The sequence below is a fragment of the Afifella sp. YEN Y35 genome, from assembly GCF_047553465.1.
GTDB classification, from domain to species: Bacteria; Pseudomonadota; Alphaproteobacteria; order Rhizobiales; family Afifellaceae; genus Afifella; species Afifella aestuarii.
Map to the genome: position 1 here is coordinate 163,164 of NZ_CP180203.1, position 14,098 is coordinate 177,261.

The following is a 14,098-nucleotide window of genomic DNA, read 5'->3' on the forward strand; positions in this document are numbered from 1 at the left end:
CCATGTCCGAAGCACAAAAAGGCACTGATATCCGTGACATGCTGCTCGATGCGGCAGGTCTGTCGGTCGACAAGCTGCCGATGCTGCAGATCATTTTCGACCGCATGGCGACCTTCTGCGCCGACAGTCTGCGCACACTGGCCGCATCTCAGGCCTATTACTCCCTGAGCCATGTGGAGAGTGGGCGTATCGGCGACATCCTTGAGATGTATGAGGCGAACGCCGTCGCCGGTATCTTTCATGCGCCGGCCTGGGACAATCACATCATCGTCGGCTTCGATCGCGATTTCATCTTCTCGATGGTCGAAGTGCTTTTTGGAGCCGATGGCTCGGAACCGCCTTTCGACGACGAGCGGAATTTCTCCACGATCGAAAACCGCATCGCGCAGATGCTGTTCGAGCAGGCGGGCAAAGCGCTGCAGGCGTCTTTCGCCCTCGTCTCAGACACTCCGTTCAAATTTGAACGTCAGGAAACCCGCATGGACTTCGCCGTCATCGGGCGGCGCAACAACATGGCGGTCGCGGCGAAGTTTCTGCTGCAGGCGCTCGGACGCGGCGGTGAGATGTTCGTGATCATCCCGCAATCGGCTCTGACGCCGATGCGGCAGGTGTTGTCACGCGTGATCTCCGGCGAATCGAATGCCGGTGATCCGAATTGGTCGCGCCAAATTCGCACCGAGGTGAAGAAGGCGAGTGTGCCTCTCCGCGCCGTGCTGGAAGAACGCAGCATCATGCTGGACGAAGTCGCTCATTTTAAAGTGGGCCAGATTTTGGAGTTGCAGGCAACGCCCGCAAGCCGCGTCAAACTCGAGGCGAATGAGCAACCGCTTTTCTGGTGTCAGCTCGGCCAGACGGAAGGCTCGTACAAGCTCCGTGTGGAAGAGGTCTTTGATCCCGAGAAGGAGTTCATCAATGACCTTCTTTCTAACTGACCTGGCGATCCTGGCGGCCTTCGCGGGAGCGAGCGCGGCTGCTGTTGCTTTGCAGCTTCGCAACCGACGTGAAGAAGCTGTGGCCAGGGTGAAGGGCTCGCGCACCAGGGAACTGGGGCGCCGGCGCTGAAGGGGGCTGGTCCATCGCCGCATGTGTGAGGGCCTGCAGGATTGAATCGAGAGGAGCGTTTTCATGTCTGGAGATCCTTTGAAGGATATGCAGGAAAAACTGAACGAGACTTCCACGCACGAGGATGATTTCACCGTGGAGGTGTCGGCAGGGCAGGGCGAGACTTTTGGCACCGGCCGCAATCTGGAATCCGTCATGCGGATTCCCGTGCTGATGCAGGTCGTGCTCGGCTCTGCGCGTATGCCCGTTGCCAATCTCATGAAGCTTGGCCGAGGAGCTATCGTGCCGCTCGATCACCGCGTCGGCGAACCGGTCGAAGTGGTGGTCAACGGTCGCGTCATTGCACGTGGCGAAGTGGTGGTCGTCGAAGACGACAATTCCCGCTTTGGTGTGTCCCTGACCGAGATCGTTGGTCCGGCTGGCGCCGAGCTGACGAACTAAGCAGGGCGAGATGGCAGCCACCGCAAACAAGCCGCCTGCGCCGCGGCCCCTCCAGGGGCCGGACCGTGTCGCCGCACTGCTCATGGCAATGGGCAAGCCCGCGGCTGCCCGCGTGATGAAGCATTTCGATCCAGAGGAGATCAAAATCATCACGCGCTCCGTGGCGACGCTCAAATCTGTTCCGCCGCAGCAGATCGAACAGCTGATCGAGGAGTTTGCCTCCAATTTTCTGAACGGCGCGCAGCTTGTGGGTACGACGGGAGAGGTGGAAAAGCTTCTGGAAGGCGTTTTGCCTCCTGATCAGATCGGCGAGATCATGGCCGACGTCATGGGCAATGCCAGCCGCTCCATCTGGGATCGCATGTCCAACGTCTCGGAGAACCTGATCGCGGCCTACATTCTGAAGGAGCACCCCCAGACGGCGGCACTTATCCTCTCGAAGGTGAAGCCGACTTGTGCGGCGAAGGTTATGGGGCATTTGCCGCCGGATCGCCGAAACGAAGTCATGCGCCGCATGCTCGGCTTCAAGCCGATGGTGGACGAGACGATGCGCATCATTGAGCGCGTCGTACACGAAGACTTCATGACCAACCTATCCCGCAATCAGGGTGCGGATCCGCACGCCAAGATGGCCGATATCGTCAACAAGATGGAGCGCGATCACATGGAAGACGTGCTCAACAGCCTGTCGGAATCGCGGCCGAAATCTGCGGAGATCTTGAAGAGCCTGTTGTTCACGTTCGATGATATCTCGAAGCTCACGCCGAAGGCGCGGACTGCCCTCTTCGACCGTGCACCGACCGACAAGGTGGTGATGTCACTCAAGGGCACCGATGCGGAGTTCCGCGAGATCATTCTTTCCTCCTTGTCCTCGCGCGTGCGGCGCATGGTCGAGCAGGAACTGAGTAGCAGTGAACCGGCCCCGCATCGTGAGGTGACGGATGCGCGCCGTGTCATCACGGACATGGCGCTCGATATGGCAGGAAAGGGTGAGATCGACCTCAATTCGGACAATGAGGAAGACGCCTACGTCATGTAGGCGCACTCGCTATGTCGGAGAAGCCGGACAAGGACAGCCAAACCGAGGAGCCGACAGAGAAGAAGATCTCGGATGCGGTGGAGAAGGGCAATACGCCGCATTCGCGTGAAGCGGCGATCTTTACCTCGATACTTGCGATCCTCATCATCATGACGCTGCTGATCCAGGGCGCAGCCCGCGATCTAAGCGCTATCTTGATGCACTTCATCGACAATCCGGGAGGCTTTTCTCTTTCGAACGGGACAGAGGCGACGCTCTTTCTTTGGCGCGTCGCCTGGGATTGCGGGCGCCTCATTCTACCGGCCATCTTCGTTCTGGCGCTCTTCGGTATCGCTGCTTCACTCTTTCAGAATGTGCCGAGCCTGGTTCTTGAGCGCATCCGGCCGCAATGGTCGCGCATCTCGCCTGCTGCTGGATGGAAGAAGATTTTCGGCAAACAGGGCGCCGTCGAGTTCCTGAAAGCGCTTTTCAAAGTCACGGCCGTGGGCATCACGTGCCTACTCGTCATCAACGCGGACCAGAACGCCCTCATGAGCGCCATGTACAGCGACCCGACCCTGGTTCCGCAATTGATCCTGTCGATCTCCGTGCGCCTTGTTTCCACCATCTGTGTGGCCACTATTGTGCTCGTGGGCGCCGATATCGTCTGGTCCCGCGTGCGCTGGCGCAACGATCTCAGAATGACACGTCAGGAGCTCAAGGAGGAATTCAAACAGGCGGAAGGAGACCCAATCGTGAAGGGGCGCTTGCGGGCGATCGCACGTGAACGCGCCAAGCGACGGATGATGGCGGAAGTGCCACGTGCCACGCTCATCATCGCCAATCCGACTCATTTCGCCATTGCTATACGCTATGAGCGTGCCGAAGGTGGAGCGCCTTTGGTCCTCGCAAAGGGAGCCGATTTGGTGGCGCTAAAGATCCGCGAAATCGCGACCGAGCACAATGTTCCGATCATCGAGGACAAGCCATTGGCCCGCGCAATGTACGATGCTGTGGAAGTCGACCAATTCATTCCGGCGGAGTTTTATGTCGCCGTCGCGAAACTCCTCCATTATATCTATTCGCGTGAGAGTAATGCACATCACCACTCAGCGTAGAGTGATCGAACGGTGTCCGGAGAACGAGCAGGACTTCCTGTCCTGCGAGAAAGTTCTCGCGGAGGCGTTGAAGCCGTTCATGGCGGAATTCTACCTCATCAACGCCGGCGTGATGGCCTACTACATCTACGCGGAGCGTGAGGCCAATATCCGCGATATCGTCGATTCCTCGGCTGAAATGCTGCGACGCCCGGAACTTTTGCGGTACGCACGGCAGGCAGCCGTGCAGTTCGATTGGCACAATGCTTTCGCCATCGCCATCCGGATGGAGTTCGTCCACGACAAGGTGACAGCCTTGTTCGATCTCGTCTTCAACACCGATTATGTTGGTCTCGACATCCTCTCCATCGTTTTTCACGGAGAAGGTGAGGAGAATTTCTGTGAGCGTTTCAGTCAGGCCGTCGCCGACCTGACCCGCAACGACGCCTGACGAAAGGCGGTACCCGCCGCCATTCCCTTTCGCTTCCCACGCCAGCTTCGGGCAAGGCTCGATGTCTAGCTAGGGTCGCGTAGAGCGAAAGGGAGGTTCCTCTTGCAGCCCGTTCATTTATTTGATCTCGCTGCCCGCCAGGCGCAATGGGCGTCGGTCCGGCAGTCGCTGATCGCTGGCAATATTGCCAATGCCAATACACCGGGATACGTCGCCAGGGATATCGAGCCTTTCTCCAAGATCTTGGATTCCACGCATCTTGAGATGACGCAGACCGCGTCGGGACACATCGATACCTCCGGTACGTCGCTTGGGACCGGCAAAATCAAGCCTGAGGAGAGCTGGGATGTCAGCTTCTCAGGCAATTCCGTGAGTGTTGATCAGGAACTGGTCAAGGCCGGTGCGACCGACCGCACCTTTCAGCTCAATGCCAGCCTGGTGAAGGCCTTCCATCGCATGTTCCTGATGAGCGTGAGGTCGAGCTGATGATCGATCCACTCGCCAGCGCCTCCCAGATCGCGGCCTCGGGGCTCAGAGCCCAGTCGACGCGTCTCAGGATCGTCGCGGAAAACCTCGCCAATGCGCAATCGACCGGTACGACGCCCGGCGCCGATCCCTACGTGCGCAAGACCGTTTCTTTCGAGAGTGTGCTCGATCGCACCATTGATGCCGCAAGTGTCAAGGTGAAAGCGCTCGGTGTCGATAACGCGCCGTTCCGTCTGGAGCATGACCCGGGCCACCCGGCGGCCGATGAGAACGGCAACGTCAAGATGCCGAACGTCAATCCGATCATCGAGATGGCCGACCTTCGCGAGACGACAAGGTCTTACGAAGCGAACCTGCAGGTGATGAAGCAAGTGCGCAACATGTTCTCCACCACGATCGATCTCTTGAGGAATAGCTGATGGTTTCTCCGGTTCAATCGCTGTCCTTCATGGTCGACAGCGCGGCCTCATTGAGCGGCACCCGCTCGACAGCCGCTACGCCCTCAGTCGCTGGTGCGGCGGGGGGCGCCGATTTCGGCAGCGTCCTCGCCAATATCTCGGGCGATGCGCTCAACACGTTGAAGGCCGGCGAAGCCGCGGCCATCACGGGTATCAACGGCGGTATGCCTGTCCAGGACGTGGTTCAGGCCGTGATGGCGGCCGAGCAAACCCTGCAGGCGTCTCTGGCAATCCGCGACAAGGTCGTTGCTGCTTACCAGGAAATCAGCCGGATGCAGATCTAAGGAGATTGAGATGAGAGCGCTCGCAATCGCAGCGACCGGCATGGCTGCTCAGCAGATGAATGTCGAAGTCATTGCCAATAACGTCGCCAATATCAATACGACCTCCTTCAAGCGCGCCCGCGCCGAATTCTCCGATCTTCTCTACCAGACGGAGCGGACGGCGGGTGTGCCGAATGCAGGCGGTGGCAACCCTGTTCCGGAAGGTGCCCGTATTGGACTGGGCACACGCACGATCGGCGTGCGCAACCTTCATATTCAAGGACCCCTCGGCCAGACCGGCAACCCGCTGGATCTCGCCATCAACGGCGGCGGCTGGTTCCAGATCACCAACCCGGCAGGCGAGACGCTTTACACGCGTGCCGGCTCGTTCAACAAAGGTCCAAACGGCGAGCTCGTGACGATCGACGGTTACACCGTCGAGCCGGCGATGACCTTCCCGACTGATACCGTCGACATCACGGTGAACGAATCGGGAGAGGTCTATGCCACGATCGCCGGGCAAGCCAATCCGCAGCTTCTTGGACAGCTGACGCTTGTGAACTTCGCCAATGACGCAGGTCTTGAGCCTCTCGGCAGCAATCTCTACCGCGAGACGACGGCTTCGGGTCAGCCGACCACGGGCGTTGCGACCGATCCGGGATTCGGCAAGATCAATCAGGGATATCTGGAAGGCTCCAACGTCGATCCGGTGAAAGAGATCACCGAACTGATCGCAGCCCAGCGTGCCTATGAGATGAACTCCAAGGTGATCCAGGCAGCCGACGACATGTCGGGCACGGTCTCCAAGGGCATTCGCTGAGCAAGCCGATGATGGGGAGGAACTTCATCGGCCTTCGGCGTAAGGCAACGAACGCGCTCGCGCGCGTCGTTCCCGTCCGACGCATTCTCGTCGCCTGCGCGCTTGTGTTCGCGGCGAGCGTTCCGGCTGCCGCGCAGCAGCAGGATCAACCCTACGATCTCCTGCCTGTTCCGTCCGTCACCGTTTATCCGGGCGATGTGATCGATCGGGATATGCTGAAGGAGATGAACTTCCTGCCGAATACGCGTTCGCGCTATCCGGTGGTCGACAATATCGATGCCCTCGTCGGCAAAGTGGCGCGACGTACTCTCGTGCCGGAACGGCTCATCCCGTCGAATGCGGTAGAGGAGCCGGAAATCATCGCGCGCGGCTCGCTCACGCGGGCGGTCTATCAGTCCGGAGGGCTGTCGATGACGGCCGGAGTGCTCGCTCTCGAAGCGGGTTCTCTCGGAGATGTCATTCGCGTCCGCAATGTCGATTCCGGCCAGGTGATTGCTGGGGTCGTCCAGGGGGACGGAAGCGTGAAGGTGGGACAATGAAAAGGTTTGCCGCCGTCCTTTGCGCTGTTGCGCTCGTTGCCGCCGACACAGTCTGGGCCGCCGATCTCGTCGGAAATGTGCCGATCGGGGATCCCAATCAGATTGCGGGTATCGATCCGTCCTCCGGAGCTCGCATCAAGGACATCACGACGGTTCAAGGTGTGCGAGAGAACCAACTGATCGGCTACGGCCTTGTCATCGGTCTGCAAGGTACGGGCGATTCCATGCGCAATTCGCCCTTCACTGGTCAGGCTTTGGAATCGATGCTCGACCGTCTTGGTATCAATGTGAGTGGGGCGGCCCTGCGCGCCCGCAATGTCGCCGGTGTGACCGTGACCGCCAATCTGCCGGCCTTCGCTGGGCGCGGTGGTGAGATCGACGTGAATGTCGCGTCCATTGGTGATGCAACCTCACTTAAGGGCGGTACCTTGTTGATGACCCCACTCTCAGCCGGCGATGGTGAGGTTTACGCCGTCGCACAGGGGCCGGTTGCGGTCTCTGGTCTCAGCGTGGGCGGGCAGGCTGAGACTGTGACGCAGGGCGTTCCGACGGTCGGCCGGATTCCGAACGGAGCGATCGTGGAACGTGAGGTTCCGGGCTCGATGGAAGACCTGGGCGAGCTTGTCCTCGTGCTCAACAACCCGGACTTCAAAACCGCGGCGATGATGGCTGATGCGGTCAATGCCTATACGAGCCGTCAGTTCGGGCGCTCGCTGGCTGTCGAACGCGATCTGAGGAGTGTCGCCGTGCGCAGGCCCGCCGGGATCACGTCCGCTCGCTTCATGGCCGCGATCGGGCAGCTAAGAGTGGCACCGGACACCCCGGCGCGCGTCGTCGTCGATCAGCGCACCGGCACGGTCGTCATCGGCTCCAATGTTCAGATCTCACAGGTTGCCCTGACCCATGGCAATCTCACTGTGCGGGTGACCGAGATGCCGCAGGTGTCGCAGCCGGAGCCGTTCAGCGACGGACAGACCGTTGTGACGCCGCTGACCCAGGTCGACGCCACCGAGGAAGACGGTCATCTCGCCATCATCGGCGGGACCGATTTGAAGACCCTCGTGCATGGGCTCAACCAGATCGGGCTGAAACCGAGCGATATCATCGCGATCCTTCAAGCTATCAAGACTTCCGGTGCGCTTCAGGGCGAACTCGTCGTTCAGTAGCACGGACTGTCGGGCACCCAACCGGCCCCGGCCCTTGAGAAAAATCTGGAGAAAGGCAGCCGAAGATGAGCACGCCTGTCCGAGAATTTCGTAAGTCGCTTGCCTGTCTGCTGGCAACGAGCGCCTTGGTTTTGGTGCCTGCTTTCGCCAAGGCGCAGATGTCGAATGCTGCACAGCAGGCGCAGGATATAGCGAATGTCCTGCCCATTCCGTTGGATGCGGAACCGCTTGCGACCGGCGCGGTCGCGGGGGATGCCAATGCGGCTTCCGTTCTGCAGACTGAGCCGAAACCTACGCCTGCGCAGACCACGGCAGCCGTGCAGTCGGAAAATGCGCGGCAGTATTGCAGCAACATCACCGACGAGGCCACGGATGCGCGCTATGCGCGCCAGGTCGCTGCTCTGAAGAAGCTCGAGGAAGACGTCAACGGACGTATCGAAGCTCTCGAAAAGAAGCGCGCGGAATATGAAGAATGGCTGAAACGTCGCGAGGACTTCCTGCGCAAGGCTGAGGAAAGCGTCGTCGCGATATTCACGCAAATGCGCCCCGATGCAGCGTCTCAGCAGATGGCTGTGATGGCGCCGGCCGCTGCGGCCGCGATACTGGTCAAGCTCAAGCCTCGCAGCGCGAGCGCGATCCTGAACGAGATGGAGCCAATCAAGGCGGCGCAGCTCACGACTACAATGGCAGGGCTCGCAAGAGCGAGTGATGAGGCGAAAAATCCGGGATGAAAAAGATCTGCACAATCGCGGTGCTGCTCGTCATGGGCGGCTGCTCGCACGACAACATCATCACCGGACCGGAGCTAAGCCCGGTGGGCGAGGGGATCGTTGTGAACCGCCAGCCTCTGCCTGTCAGCTTTGTCGAGCCGGAGCCGAAGACGTTCCAGTCTCTCTGGAGCGGGAACAAGCAAGTCCTCTTCACCGATCGTAAGGCAAGGCAAGTCGGTGACGTCATCACGGTCAATATTCAGATTAACGACAAGGCCCAATTCGACAACCAAAGCGACCGATCGCGAGATTCGAAGTCCGATCTCAGCTTTGGCGGGTTCCTCGGCTTCGGCGGCTTCAACGTCGAGAAGGAATCGGGTGAGGGCTCCGGCGGTCTCAATGTTGCGTCAAAGACGTCGACCAAGGGCGAGGGCTCGATCGATCGCTCGGAAAAACTGCGTTTGTCGATTGCTGCGCTGGTCACCGAGGAATTGCCCAACGGCAATCTGATGATCAGCGGTTCACAGGAGGTGAAGGTCAACAACGAGGTCCGCGTGCTCAACATCGCCGGCATCGTCAGACTTTCCGACATCTCCACGGATAATTCTGTCTCCTATGACAAGATCGCGGAGGCGCGCATCTCGTATGGCGGCCGCGGCCGAATTTCCGACATGCAGCAGCCGGCCTGGGGCCAGCGGATTTACGACAAAGTGGTGCCTTTCTGATGAGCGACGCATCCGCGGCTTTGGCCGACGATGTCGGTGAGGAGGCGCCCAAGAAAAAGGGCTCCTTCCTGATGGGTCTTCTTGGCGTGCTTGCTGTCACGCTGTTTGCCGGCGGAGCTGGCGCGGGCATAGGGATCTATCTGGCCGGCGCCATCGAAGCGACGGTCACCGAGAAGCTCAAGGAGAAGCCGGAAGATGAGCCGCAGCTGCTCTATTCCGGAGACATGGTGTTGCAGCCCGTCGGTCCGGTCGTTGTGAATGTGGCCGATCCGTCGGATGTCTGGGTTCGCCTCGAAACCTCTATCGTGTTTCCCAACGGCGCCCTTGAAAACCCGGAGGTGACCGCCGGGGAGATCCGCGAGGACATCATGGCCTTCGTGCGGACCATGCCGCTGTCGCAATTCCAGGGCCCGAGTGCATTGCAGCACTTGCGCGACGATCTCAACGATCGTGCCGTCGTGAGGACCAACGGCAAGGTGAGCGAGCTGATCATCGAGACGATGGTCGTTCAATAAACACCAATGGCGGCTTCCCGCCTTGTGAGACAGTTTCGATGAAGCGCTTGTTCTTCGCCCTTTTGCTGGTGCCCTTCCTGGGGGTTGCAGCCCACGCACAAGTGCCCGACCTGGAGAGCCTCATCCCTTCTGGTGATGCGGCCGCGACCGGCCGCATCGTGCAGCTGGTCGCTATCTTGACGGTTCTGTCGATCGCGCCGGGCCTTCTCATCATGGTGACGAGCTTTACGCGCTTCATCATCGCTCTGTCGTTTCTACGCTCCGGCCTAGGCCTGCAGGGCACGCCAGGCAATCTCGTCTTGATCAGCCTGTCGCTGTTCATGACCTTCTATGTGATGGGGCCGACTCTCGATCGGGCCTGGACCGAGGGCCTTCAGCCGCTCACAAACAATGAAATCACCGAACAAGAAGCGTTCGAACGGATCACCGATCCATTCCACGATTTCATGCTGACGCAGGTCCGACCGAAGGATCTCCAACTTTTCGCCGATCTTTCCGCCAGCAAGCCTGGGGCGGAAGAGGGAACGGAGCCCGCGCTTCCGGAGACGGGAGCCCAGGCGACACAAGCGGAATCCGTGCCGTTGCGTGTTCTCATTCCCGCTTTCATGATCTCTGAGCTACGACGTGGTTTTGAAATCGGTTTCTTGATTGTTCTTCCATTTCTGGTGATCGACATGATCGTCGCCACGCTCGTCATGTCCATGGGTATGATGATGATGCCGCCGGCGGTCATCGCCTTGCCCTTTAAGATCCTGTTTTTCGTCCTGATCGACGGATGGAATCTTTTGGTCGGAGGATTGGTGCGTTCTTTCTTCTGACCTCGCGAGCGTCAGACTTGTCCAACCTCCCAGAAAATTAACCGCAACCTTGAACAATCCAGTCTGACATTTCCGTGAACGTCAGCGGAAGTCTGACGCAAGCCCGGTGCAAGCTGACTAAAGCCTTGTGTGCTCACGCAACGTCAATAGGGGGCACACTCAATGAAAAGAGGGCTTCGTCTTAAGCTTGGACATAAGATTTATGCGGTCCTTGCTGTCGGCTTTATAGGTTTTTCTGCCATCTCTGGTTTCCAGCTGCTTGAGCTGGGTCACGCGCTCGAAGATCAGAAGGGGCGTGAGCTTTCGCACCTAACTGAACTCGCGCTCGACATCGCCAAAGAAGAAGAGGCATCGGTCGCGCGTGGCGCTCGCTCGCTTCAAGATGCTCAGGCGGATGCGGCTCGCCGTATCGGGGCGCTACGTTATGGTGACAATGAGTATTTCTGGATCAAGGATCGCAACGCCCGCATGGTGATGCATCCGATCAAGCCGGAGCTCAATGGCACGGATCTGACCTCGATCACGGATCCGTCCGGCAAGCATCTCTTCGTTGAGATGCTCGATCTGGTGGCCAAACAGGGCCGGGGGTTCGTTCGCTATGAATGGCCAAAACCCGGCTCAGCTGAGCCGCAGCCAAAGCTCTCCTATGTCGACGAGTTCGCTCCCTGGGGCTGGGTGATCGGAACCGGCGTCTACATTGATGATCTGCGCGCGCAGACATGGGCAACGGCAAAGACCGTTCTCATGATTGGTGGCCTCGTGCTGCTCGTCGTGGCGGCAATCTGCGGTTTCGTTGCCAGACGTATCTCACAGGCAATGCACGCCACGACCGCGGCCATGAACGAACTCGCCGGTGGTAATTTCGAGATTGTCCTGCCCGGGCTCGATCGCGGTGACGAAGTCGGCGAGATCGCTCGCGCCGTCGAGGTTTTCAAGCAGAAGGCCATCGAGAAGGCGCGGCTTGAAGCCGAAGAGCGCGAAAACAAATCGCGCCAGGCGGAGGCGGAGAGACGCCAGGAAATGCAGCGTCTTGCGGATATGTTCGAAAATGCGGTCGGCGAGGTCACCGAGGGCGTGTCGTCTGCGGCAACGGAACTTGAAGCGGCTGCTGGCTCGATGACAGAAACGGCGGAACGCACTGAAAACCTGTCGAGCACGGTCGTCAGCATCTCCGGTCAGACTTCGTCCAACGTCCAGTCCGTGGCCTCTGCCTCAGAAGAATTGGGTGCGTCGGTCGGAGAGATCAGCCGTCGCGTTCAGGAGAGCGCCAAGATTGCTGGCGAAGCGGTCGAACAGGCTGGCAGCGCCAATCGCCGAGTGGTCGATCTCGCTGATGCGGCCCGTCGTGTGGGGGCGGTCGTGAACCTGATCACGGCGATTGCCGAGCAGACCAATTTGCTTGCGCTCAATGCGACCATAGAGGCAGCCCGCGCCGGCGATGCCGGCAAGGGCTTTGCAGTTGTGGCGATGGAAGTGAAAACGCTCGCTGCCCAGACGGCGAAGGCGACGGAAGAAATTGTCGGCCAGATCACCTCTATGCAGCAGGCGACCGATGAGGCGGAGAGTTCGATCCGTTCCATCACGGAGACCATTGCACGCATGTCTGAGATATCTGCGGCGGTCGCCGATGCCGCGGAGCAGCAGTATGAGGCGACCCGCGAGATCGCCGAGAACATCCAAGAAGCGGCGCATGGCACGGCGCAGGTCGCCACCAATATCCTCGATGTGCAGGAGGGTGCAGGCGCCACGGGTGCTGCCTCTTCGCAGGTTCTGGCTTCGGCGCGCTCTCTGTCTCAGGAAAGCCATCGCCTCAAGCAGGAAGTGCAGAGCTTCCTGGCAACGGTGCGTGCCGCCTGAGGGCGCGACAACCCTTCTTTTGACGCTCTACGGCGGGGGCTTCCCCGCCGTTTTTGTTTTTAGAGCCGGCCCGACCAGAGACTTTTTCGCGCAGCCGTTCGAAAAACCGGCGTGTCTGCAAGCTTCACGCAAGCTTGCGCTGCTATCCCTTCATGCATGGCAGGTTGGTTGCTCGACACGGGCAGCAGTTACGGAAGCCGAGTGCTCCGTCCCACCAAAGGCATGATGCCGCCCTGCCATGCCGGTGAAAGCCCGGCATGTCCCCATCAATATCTCTGACACTTAGTCTGAAGGGACATCAATTATGTCTAGCCTTATCACCAACACCTCCGCAATGGTCGCCCTGCAGACCCTGCGTTCGATCAACTCCAACCTGGACGAGACGAACAACCGGGTTTCCACCGGCCTGCGGGTGAACACCGCTTCCGACAACGCCGCCTACTGGTCCATCGCCACGACCATGCGCTCCGACAATCAGGCCATGTCGGCCGTGAAGGACGCTCTTGGCATGGGCTCGGCCACCGTCGATGCGGCTTATACCGGCCTCTCCAAGGCTGAAGAAGTCCTGACCAAAATCAAGGCGAGCCTTGGTGCTGCGACGGGCGAAGGTGTCGACCGGGCGAAGGTTCAGGAGCAGATTTCGGCTTACCAGGACCAGCTGAAGACGATCGCGGAATCCGCGTCGTTCTCCGGCCAGAACTGGCTGAGCACGGGCTCCAGCACGGCCTTCAACAAGGAGATCGTGTCGTCTCTGTCGCGTGATGCCAACAACAAGCTTGCGATTGGCACCATCGACGTCGATATCACGGACACCCGTCTCTATGGCGATGGTACCTCTCAGTTCGGTATCCTCGACAAGACGATCGACCTGAATACCTACACCTCCAATTCGTTGGTTGCGGCGACGGTCGAGACGACTGCAGTGGACTTTGCTGCGGCTGACGACAAGATCAGCTTCAGCGTGTCGCAGAACGGCGCTCCGGCCAAGACGGTCGAGATCACTCAGCAGACCCTGGCGGATGCCGGACTGTCTGATACCTCGATCCGTTCGAATGCCGATCTTGCGGCGGTCTACACTCAGGCCCTGAAGGACGCCGGTATTGAGGGCATCAACGTGGTTCTGGACGGCTCCGACCAGGTTGAGTTCTCGTCTACTGACAACTTCAGCATCTCTGGTGCTACGACTGCCGGCACGACCGGTATCACTGTCGCTTCACTCGGCCTGTCGGCCACCGACGTGACGACTTCGGCGGCTTCGGCCGGTGCTGCCTCCGTTGCCACGATCGACATCTCGTCGGCCTCCGGCACCGAAGTGCAGAACTTCATGAAGGTCGTCGATGAGGCGCTTGGTCAGGTGACCTCGGCTGCGTCTTCTCTCGGTACGGTTCAGACCCGCATCGACATGCAGACGGAGTTCGTGAAGACCCTGATGAGCACGATCGACACGGGCGTTGGCGCCCTGGTCGACGCGGACATGGAAGAGGAATCCACGAAGCTGAAGGCTCTCCAGACCCAGCAGCAGCTGGCTGTGCAGTCGCTCAGCATCGCCAACTCCTCGAGCCAGAACATCCTGTCGCTCTTCCGTTAAGCGAGGTGAAGATAGCGAGGTAAGAACCTTCCAAGGTTTCGCCTCACGCTCCTCCCCCGTGCAGGCGGACCAAGAGAGCCACGC

Annotated in this window: 18 protein-coding genes; all 18 read left to right on the forward strand. The window is 59.7% G+C overall.

What is annotated here, in order from left to right:
• The first annotated feature begins 2 nt into the window (after positions 1-2).
• A complete protein-coding gene (locus ACK8CP_RS00760; RefSeq protein ID WP_414833005.1) occupies positions 3-932 on the forward strand; it encodes a flagellar motor switch protein FliM in 930 nt (309 codons plus the stop codon).
• Positions 913-1,062, forward strand: a complete 150-nt coding sequence (locus ACK8CP_RS00765; protein WP_414833006.1) for a hypothetical protein — start codon at positions 913-915, stop codon at positions 1,060-1,062. The genes ACK8CP_RS00760 and ACK8CP_RS00765 overlap by 20 nt, the downstream gene beginning before the upstream one ends.
• A gap of 135 nt (positions 1,063-1,197) precedes the next feature.
• Positions 1,198-1,503, forward strand: coding sequence for a flagellar motor switch protein FliN (fliN, locus tag ACK8CP_RS00770; RefSeq protein WP_370642383.1), 306 nt, complete (start codon positions 1,198-1,200; stop codon positions 1,501-1,503).
• A 10-nt stretch (positions 1,504-1,513) separates the two neighbouring features.
• On the forward strand, positions 1,514-2,542 hold the full coding sequence (locus ACK8CP_RS00775) for a flagellar motor switch protein FliG (protein WP_128291207.1): 1,029 nt from the start codon (positions 1,514-1,516) through the stop codon (positions 2,540-2,542).
• Positions 2,543-2,553: 11 nt separating this feature from the next.
• Positions 2,554-3,639, forward strand: coding sequence for a flagellar biosynthesis protein FlhB (gene flhB, locus ACK8CP_RS00780; protein ID WP_092810343.1), 1,086 nt, complete (start codon positions 2,554-2,556; stop codon positions 3,637-3,639).
• Positions 3,617-4,069, forward strand: a complete 453-nt coding sequence (locus ACK8CP_RS00785) for a hypothetical protein (RefSeq protein WP_234628792.1) — start codon at positions 3,617-3,619, stop codon at positions 4,067-4,069. Before flhB ends, ACK8CP_RS00785 begins: the two co-directional genes overlap by 23 nt.
• Before the next feature lie 102 nt (positions 4,070-4,171).
• Positions 4,172-4,555, forward strand: a complete 384-nt coding sequence (gene flgB / locus ACK8CP_RS00790; RefSeq protein ID WP_234628791.1) for a flagellar basal body rod protein FlgB — start codon at positions 4,172-4,174, stop codon at positions 4,553-4,555.
• A complete protein-coding gene (gene flgC, locus ACK8CP_RS00795; RefSeq protein WP_234628790.1) occupies positions 4,555-4,974 on the forward strand; it encodes a flagellar basal body rod protein FlgC in 420 nt (139 codons plus the stop codon). Before flgB ends, flgC begins: the two co-directional genes overlap by 1 nt.
• Positions 4,974-5,297, forward strand: coding sequence for a flagellar hook-basal body complex protein FliE (locus ACK8CP_RS00800; protein ID WP_128291212.1), 324 nt, complete (start codon positions 4,974-4,976; stop codon positions 5,295-5,297). The genes flgC and ACK8CP_RS00800 overlap by 1 nt, the downstream gene beginning before the upstream one ends.
• Positions 5,298-5,307: 10 nt before the next feature.
• On the forward strand, positions 5,308-6,096 hold the full coding sequence (gene flgG / locus ACK8CP_RS00805) for a flagellar basal-body rod protein FlgG (protein WP_234628789.1): 789 nt from the start codon (positions 5,308-5,310) through the stop codon (positions 6,094-6,096).
• An 8-nt stretch (positions 6,097-6,104) separates the two neighbouring features.
• Positions 6,105-6,635 (forward strand): flagellar basal body P-ring formation chaperone FlgA, encoded by a 531-nt coding sequence (flgA, locus tag ACK8CP_RS00810; RefSeq protein ID WP_414833007.1) that lies wholly within the window; start codon positions 6,105-6,107, stop codon positions 6,633-6,635.
• A complete protein-coding gene (gene flgI / locus ACK8CP_RS00815) occupies positions 6,632-7,801 on the forward strand; it encodes a flagellar basal body P-ring protein FlgI (protein WP_414833008.1) in 1,170 nt (389 codons plus the stop codon). The genes flgA and flgI overlap by 4 nt, the downstream gene beginning before the upstream one ends.
• A gap of 65 nt (positions 7,802-7,866) precedes the next feature.
• Positions 7,867-8,532, forward strand: a complete 666-nt coding sequence (locus tag ACK8CP_RS00820) for a MotE family protein (protein WP_414833009.1) — start codon at positions 7,867-7,869, stop codon at positions 8,530-8,532.
• Complete coding sequence (gene flgH, locus ACK8CP_RS00825) at positions 8,529-9,236, forward strand: flagellar basal body L-ring protein FlgH (protein WP_092810359.1); 708 nt, start codon at positions 8,529-8,531, stop codon at positions 9,234-9,236. The genes ACK8CP_RS00820 and flgH overlap by 4 nt, the downstream gene beginning before the upstream one ends.
• Positions 9,236-9,751, forward strand: a complete 516-nt coding sequence (locus ACK8CP_RS00830; RefSeq protein WP_414833010.1) for a flagellar basal body-associated FliL family protein — start codon at positions 9,236-9,238, stop codon at positions 9,749-9,751. Before flgH ends, ACK8CP_RS00830 begins: the two co-directional genes overlap by 1 nt.
• 38 nt (positions 9,752-9,789) lie before the next feature.
• Positions 9,790-10,569 carry a flagellar type III secretion system pore protein FliP gene (gene fliP, locus ACK8CP_RS00835; RefSeq protein WP_414833011.1) on the forward strand — a complete coding sequence of 260 codons (780 nt, stop codon included), beginning with the start codon at positions 9,790-9,792 and terminating at the stop codon, positions 10,567-10,569.
• Between the two features lie 162 nt (positions 10,570-10,731).
• On the forward strand, positions 10,732-12,426 hold the full coding sequence (locus ACK8CP_RS00840) for a methyl-accepting chemotaxis protein (protein WP_414833012.1): 1,695 nt from the start codon (positions 10,732-10,734) through the stop codon (positions 12,424-12,426).
• Between the two features lie 334 nt (positions 12,427-12,760).
• The gene (locus tag ACK8CP_RS00845; RefSeq protein ID WP_234628782.1) at positions 12,761-14,014 is read left to right on the forward strand and encodes a flagellin; all 1,254 of its coding nucleotides are present in this window, start codon (positions 12,761-12,763) and stop codon (positions 14,012-14,014) included.
• Positions 14,015-14,098: the final 84 nt, after the last annotated feature.

Excerpts from the sequence above, each read along its gene's own strand:
- ACK8CP_RS00760 (WP_414833005.1), top strand. The coding sequence starts at position 3 with ATGTCCGAAGCACAAAAAGGCACTGATATCCGTGACATGCTGCTCGAT.
- ACK8CP_RS00840 (WP_414833012.1), top strand. The coding sequence starts at position 10,732 with ATGAAAAGAGGGCTTCGTCTTAAGCTTGGACATAAGATTTATGCGGTC.
- flgA (WP_414833007.1), top strand. The coding sequence starts at position 6,105 with ATGATGGGGAGGAACTTCATCGGCCTTCGGCGTAAGGCAACGAACGCG.
- flgG (WP_234628789.1), top strand. The coding sequence starts at position 5,308 with ATGAGAGCGCTCGCAATCGCAGCGACCGGCATGGCTGCTCAGCAGATG.
- flhB (WP_092810343.1), top strand. The coding sequence starts at position 2,554 with ATGTCGGAGAAGCCGGACAAGGACAGCCAAACCGAGGAGCCGACAGAG.
- flgC (WP_234628790.1), top strand. The coding sequence starts at position 4,555 with ATGATCGATCCACTCGCCAGCGCCTCCCAGATCGCGGCCTCGGGGCTC.
- ACK8CP_RS00775 (WP_128291207.1), top strand. The coding sequence starts at position 1,514 with ATGGCAGCCACCGCAAACAAGCCGCCTGCGCCGCGGCCCCTCCAGGGG.
- flgI (WP_414833008.1), top strand. The coding sequence starts at position 6,632 with ATGAAAAGGTTTGCCGCCGTCCTTTGCGCTGTTGCGCTCGTTGCCGCC.
- ACK8CP_RS00845 (WP_234628782.1), top strand. The coding sequence starts at position 12,761 with ATGGTCGCCCTGCAGACCCTGCGTTCGATCAACTCCAACCTGGACGAG.
- ACK8CP_RS00830 (WP_414833010.1), top strand. The coding sequence starts at position 9,236 with ATGAGCGACGCATCCGCGGCTTTGGCCGACGATGTCGGTGAGGAGGCG.
- flgH (WP_092810359.1), top strand. The coding sequence starts at position 8,529 with ATGAAAAAGATCTGCACAATCGCGGTGCTGCTCGTCATGGGCGGCTGC.
- ACK8CP_RS00800 (WP_128291212.1), top strand. The coding sequence starts at position 4,974 with ATGGTTTCTCCGGTTCAATCGCTGTCCTTCATGGTCGACAGCGCGGCC.
- ACK8CP_RS00820 (WP_414833009.1), top strand. The coding sequence starts at position 7,867 with ATGAGCACGCCTGTCCGAGAATTTCGTAAGTCGCTTGCCTGTCTGCTG.
- fliP (WP_414833011.1), top strand. The coding sequence starts at position 9,790 with ATGAAGCGCTTGTTCTTCGCCCTTTTGCTGGTGCCCTTCCTGGGGGTT.
- ACK8CP_RS00785 (WP_234628792.1), top strand. The coding sequence starts at position 3,617 with ATGCACATCACCACTCAGCGTAGAGTGATCGAACGGTGTCCGGAGAAC.
- ACK8CP_RS00765 (WP_414833006.1), top strand. The coding sequence starts at position 913 with ATGACCTTCTTTCTAACTGACCTGGCGATCCTGGCGGCCTTCGCGGGA.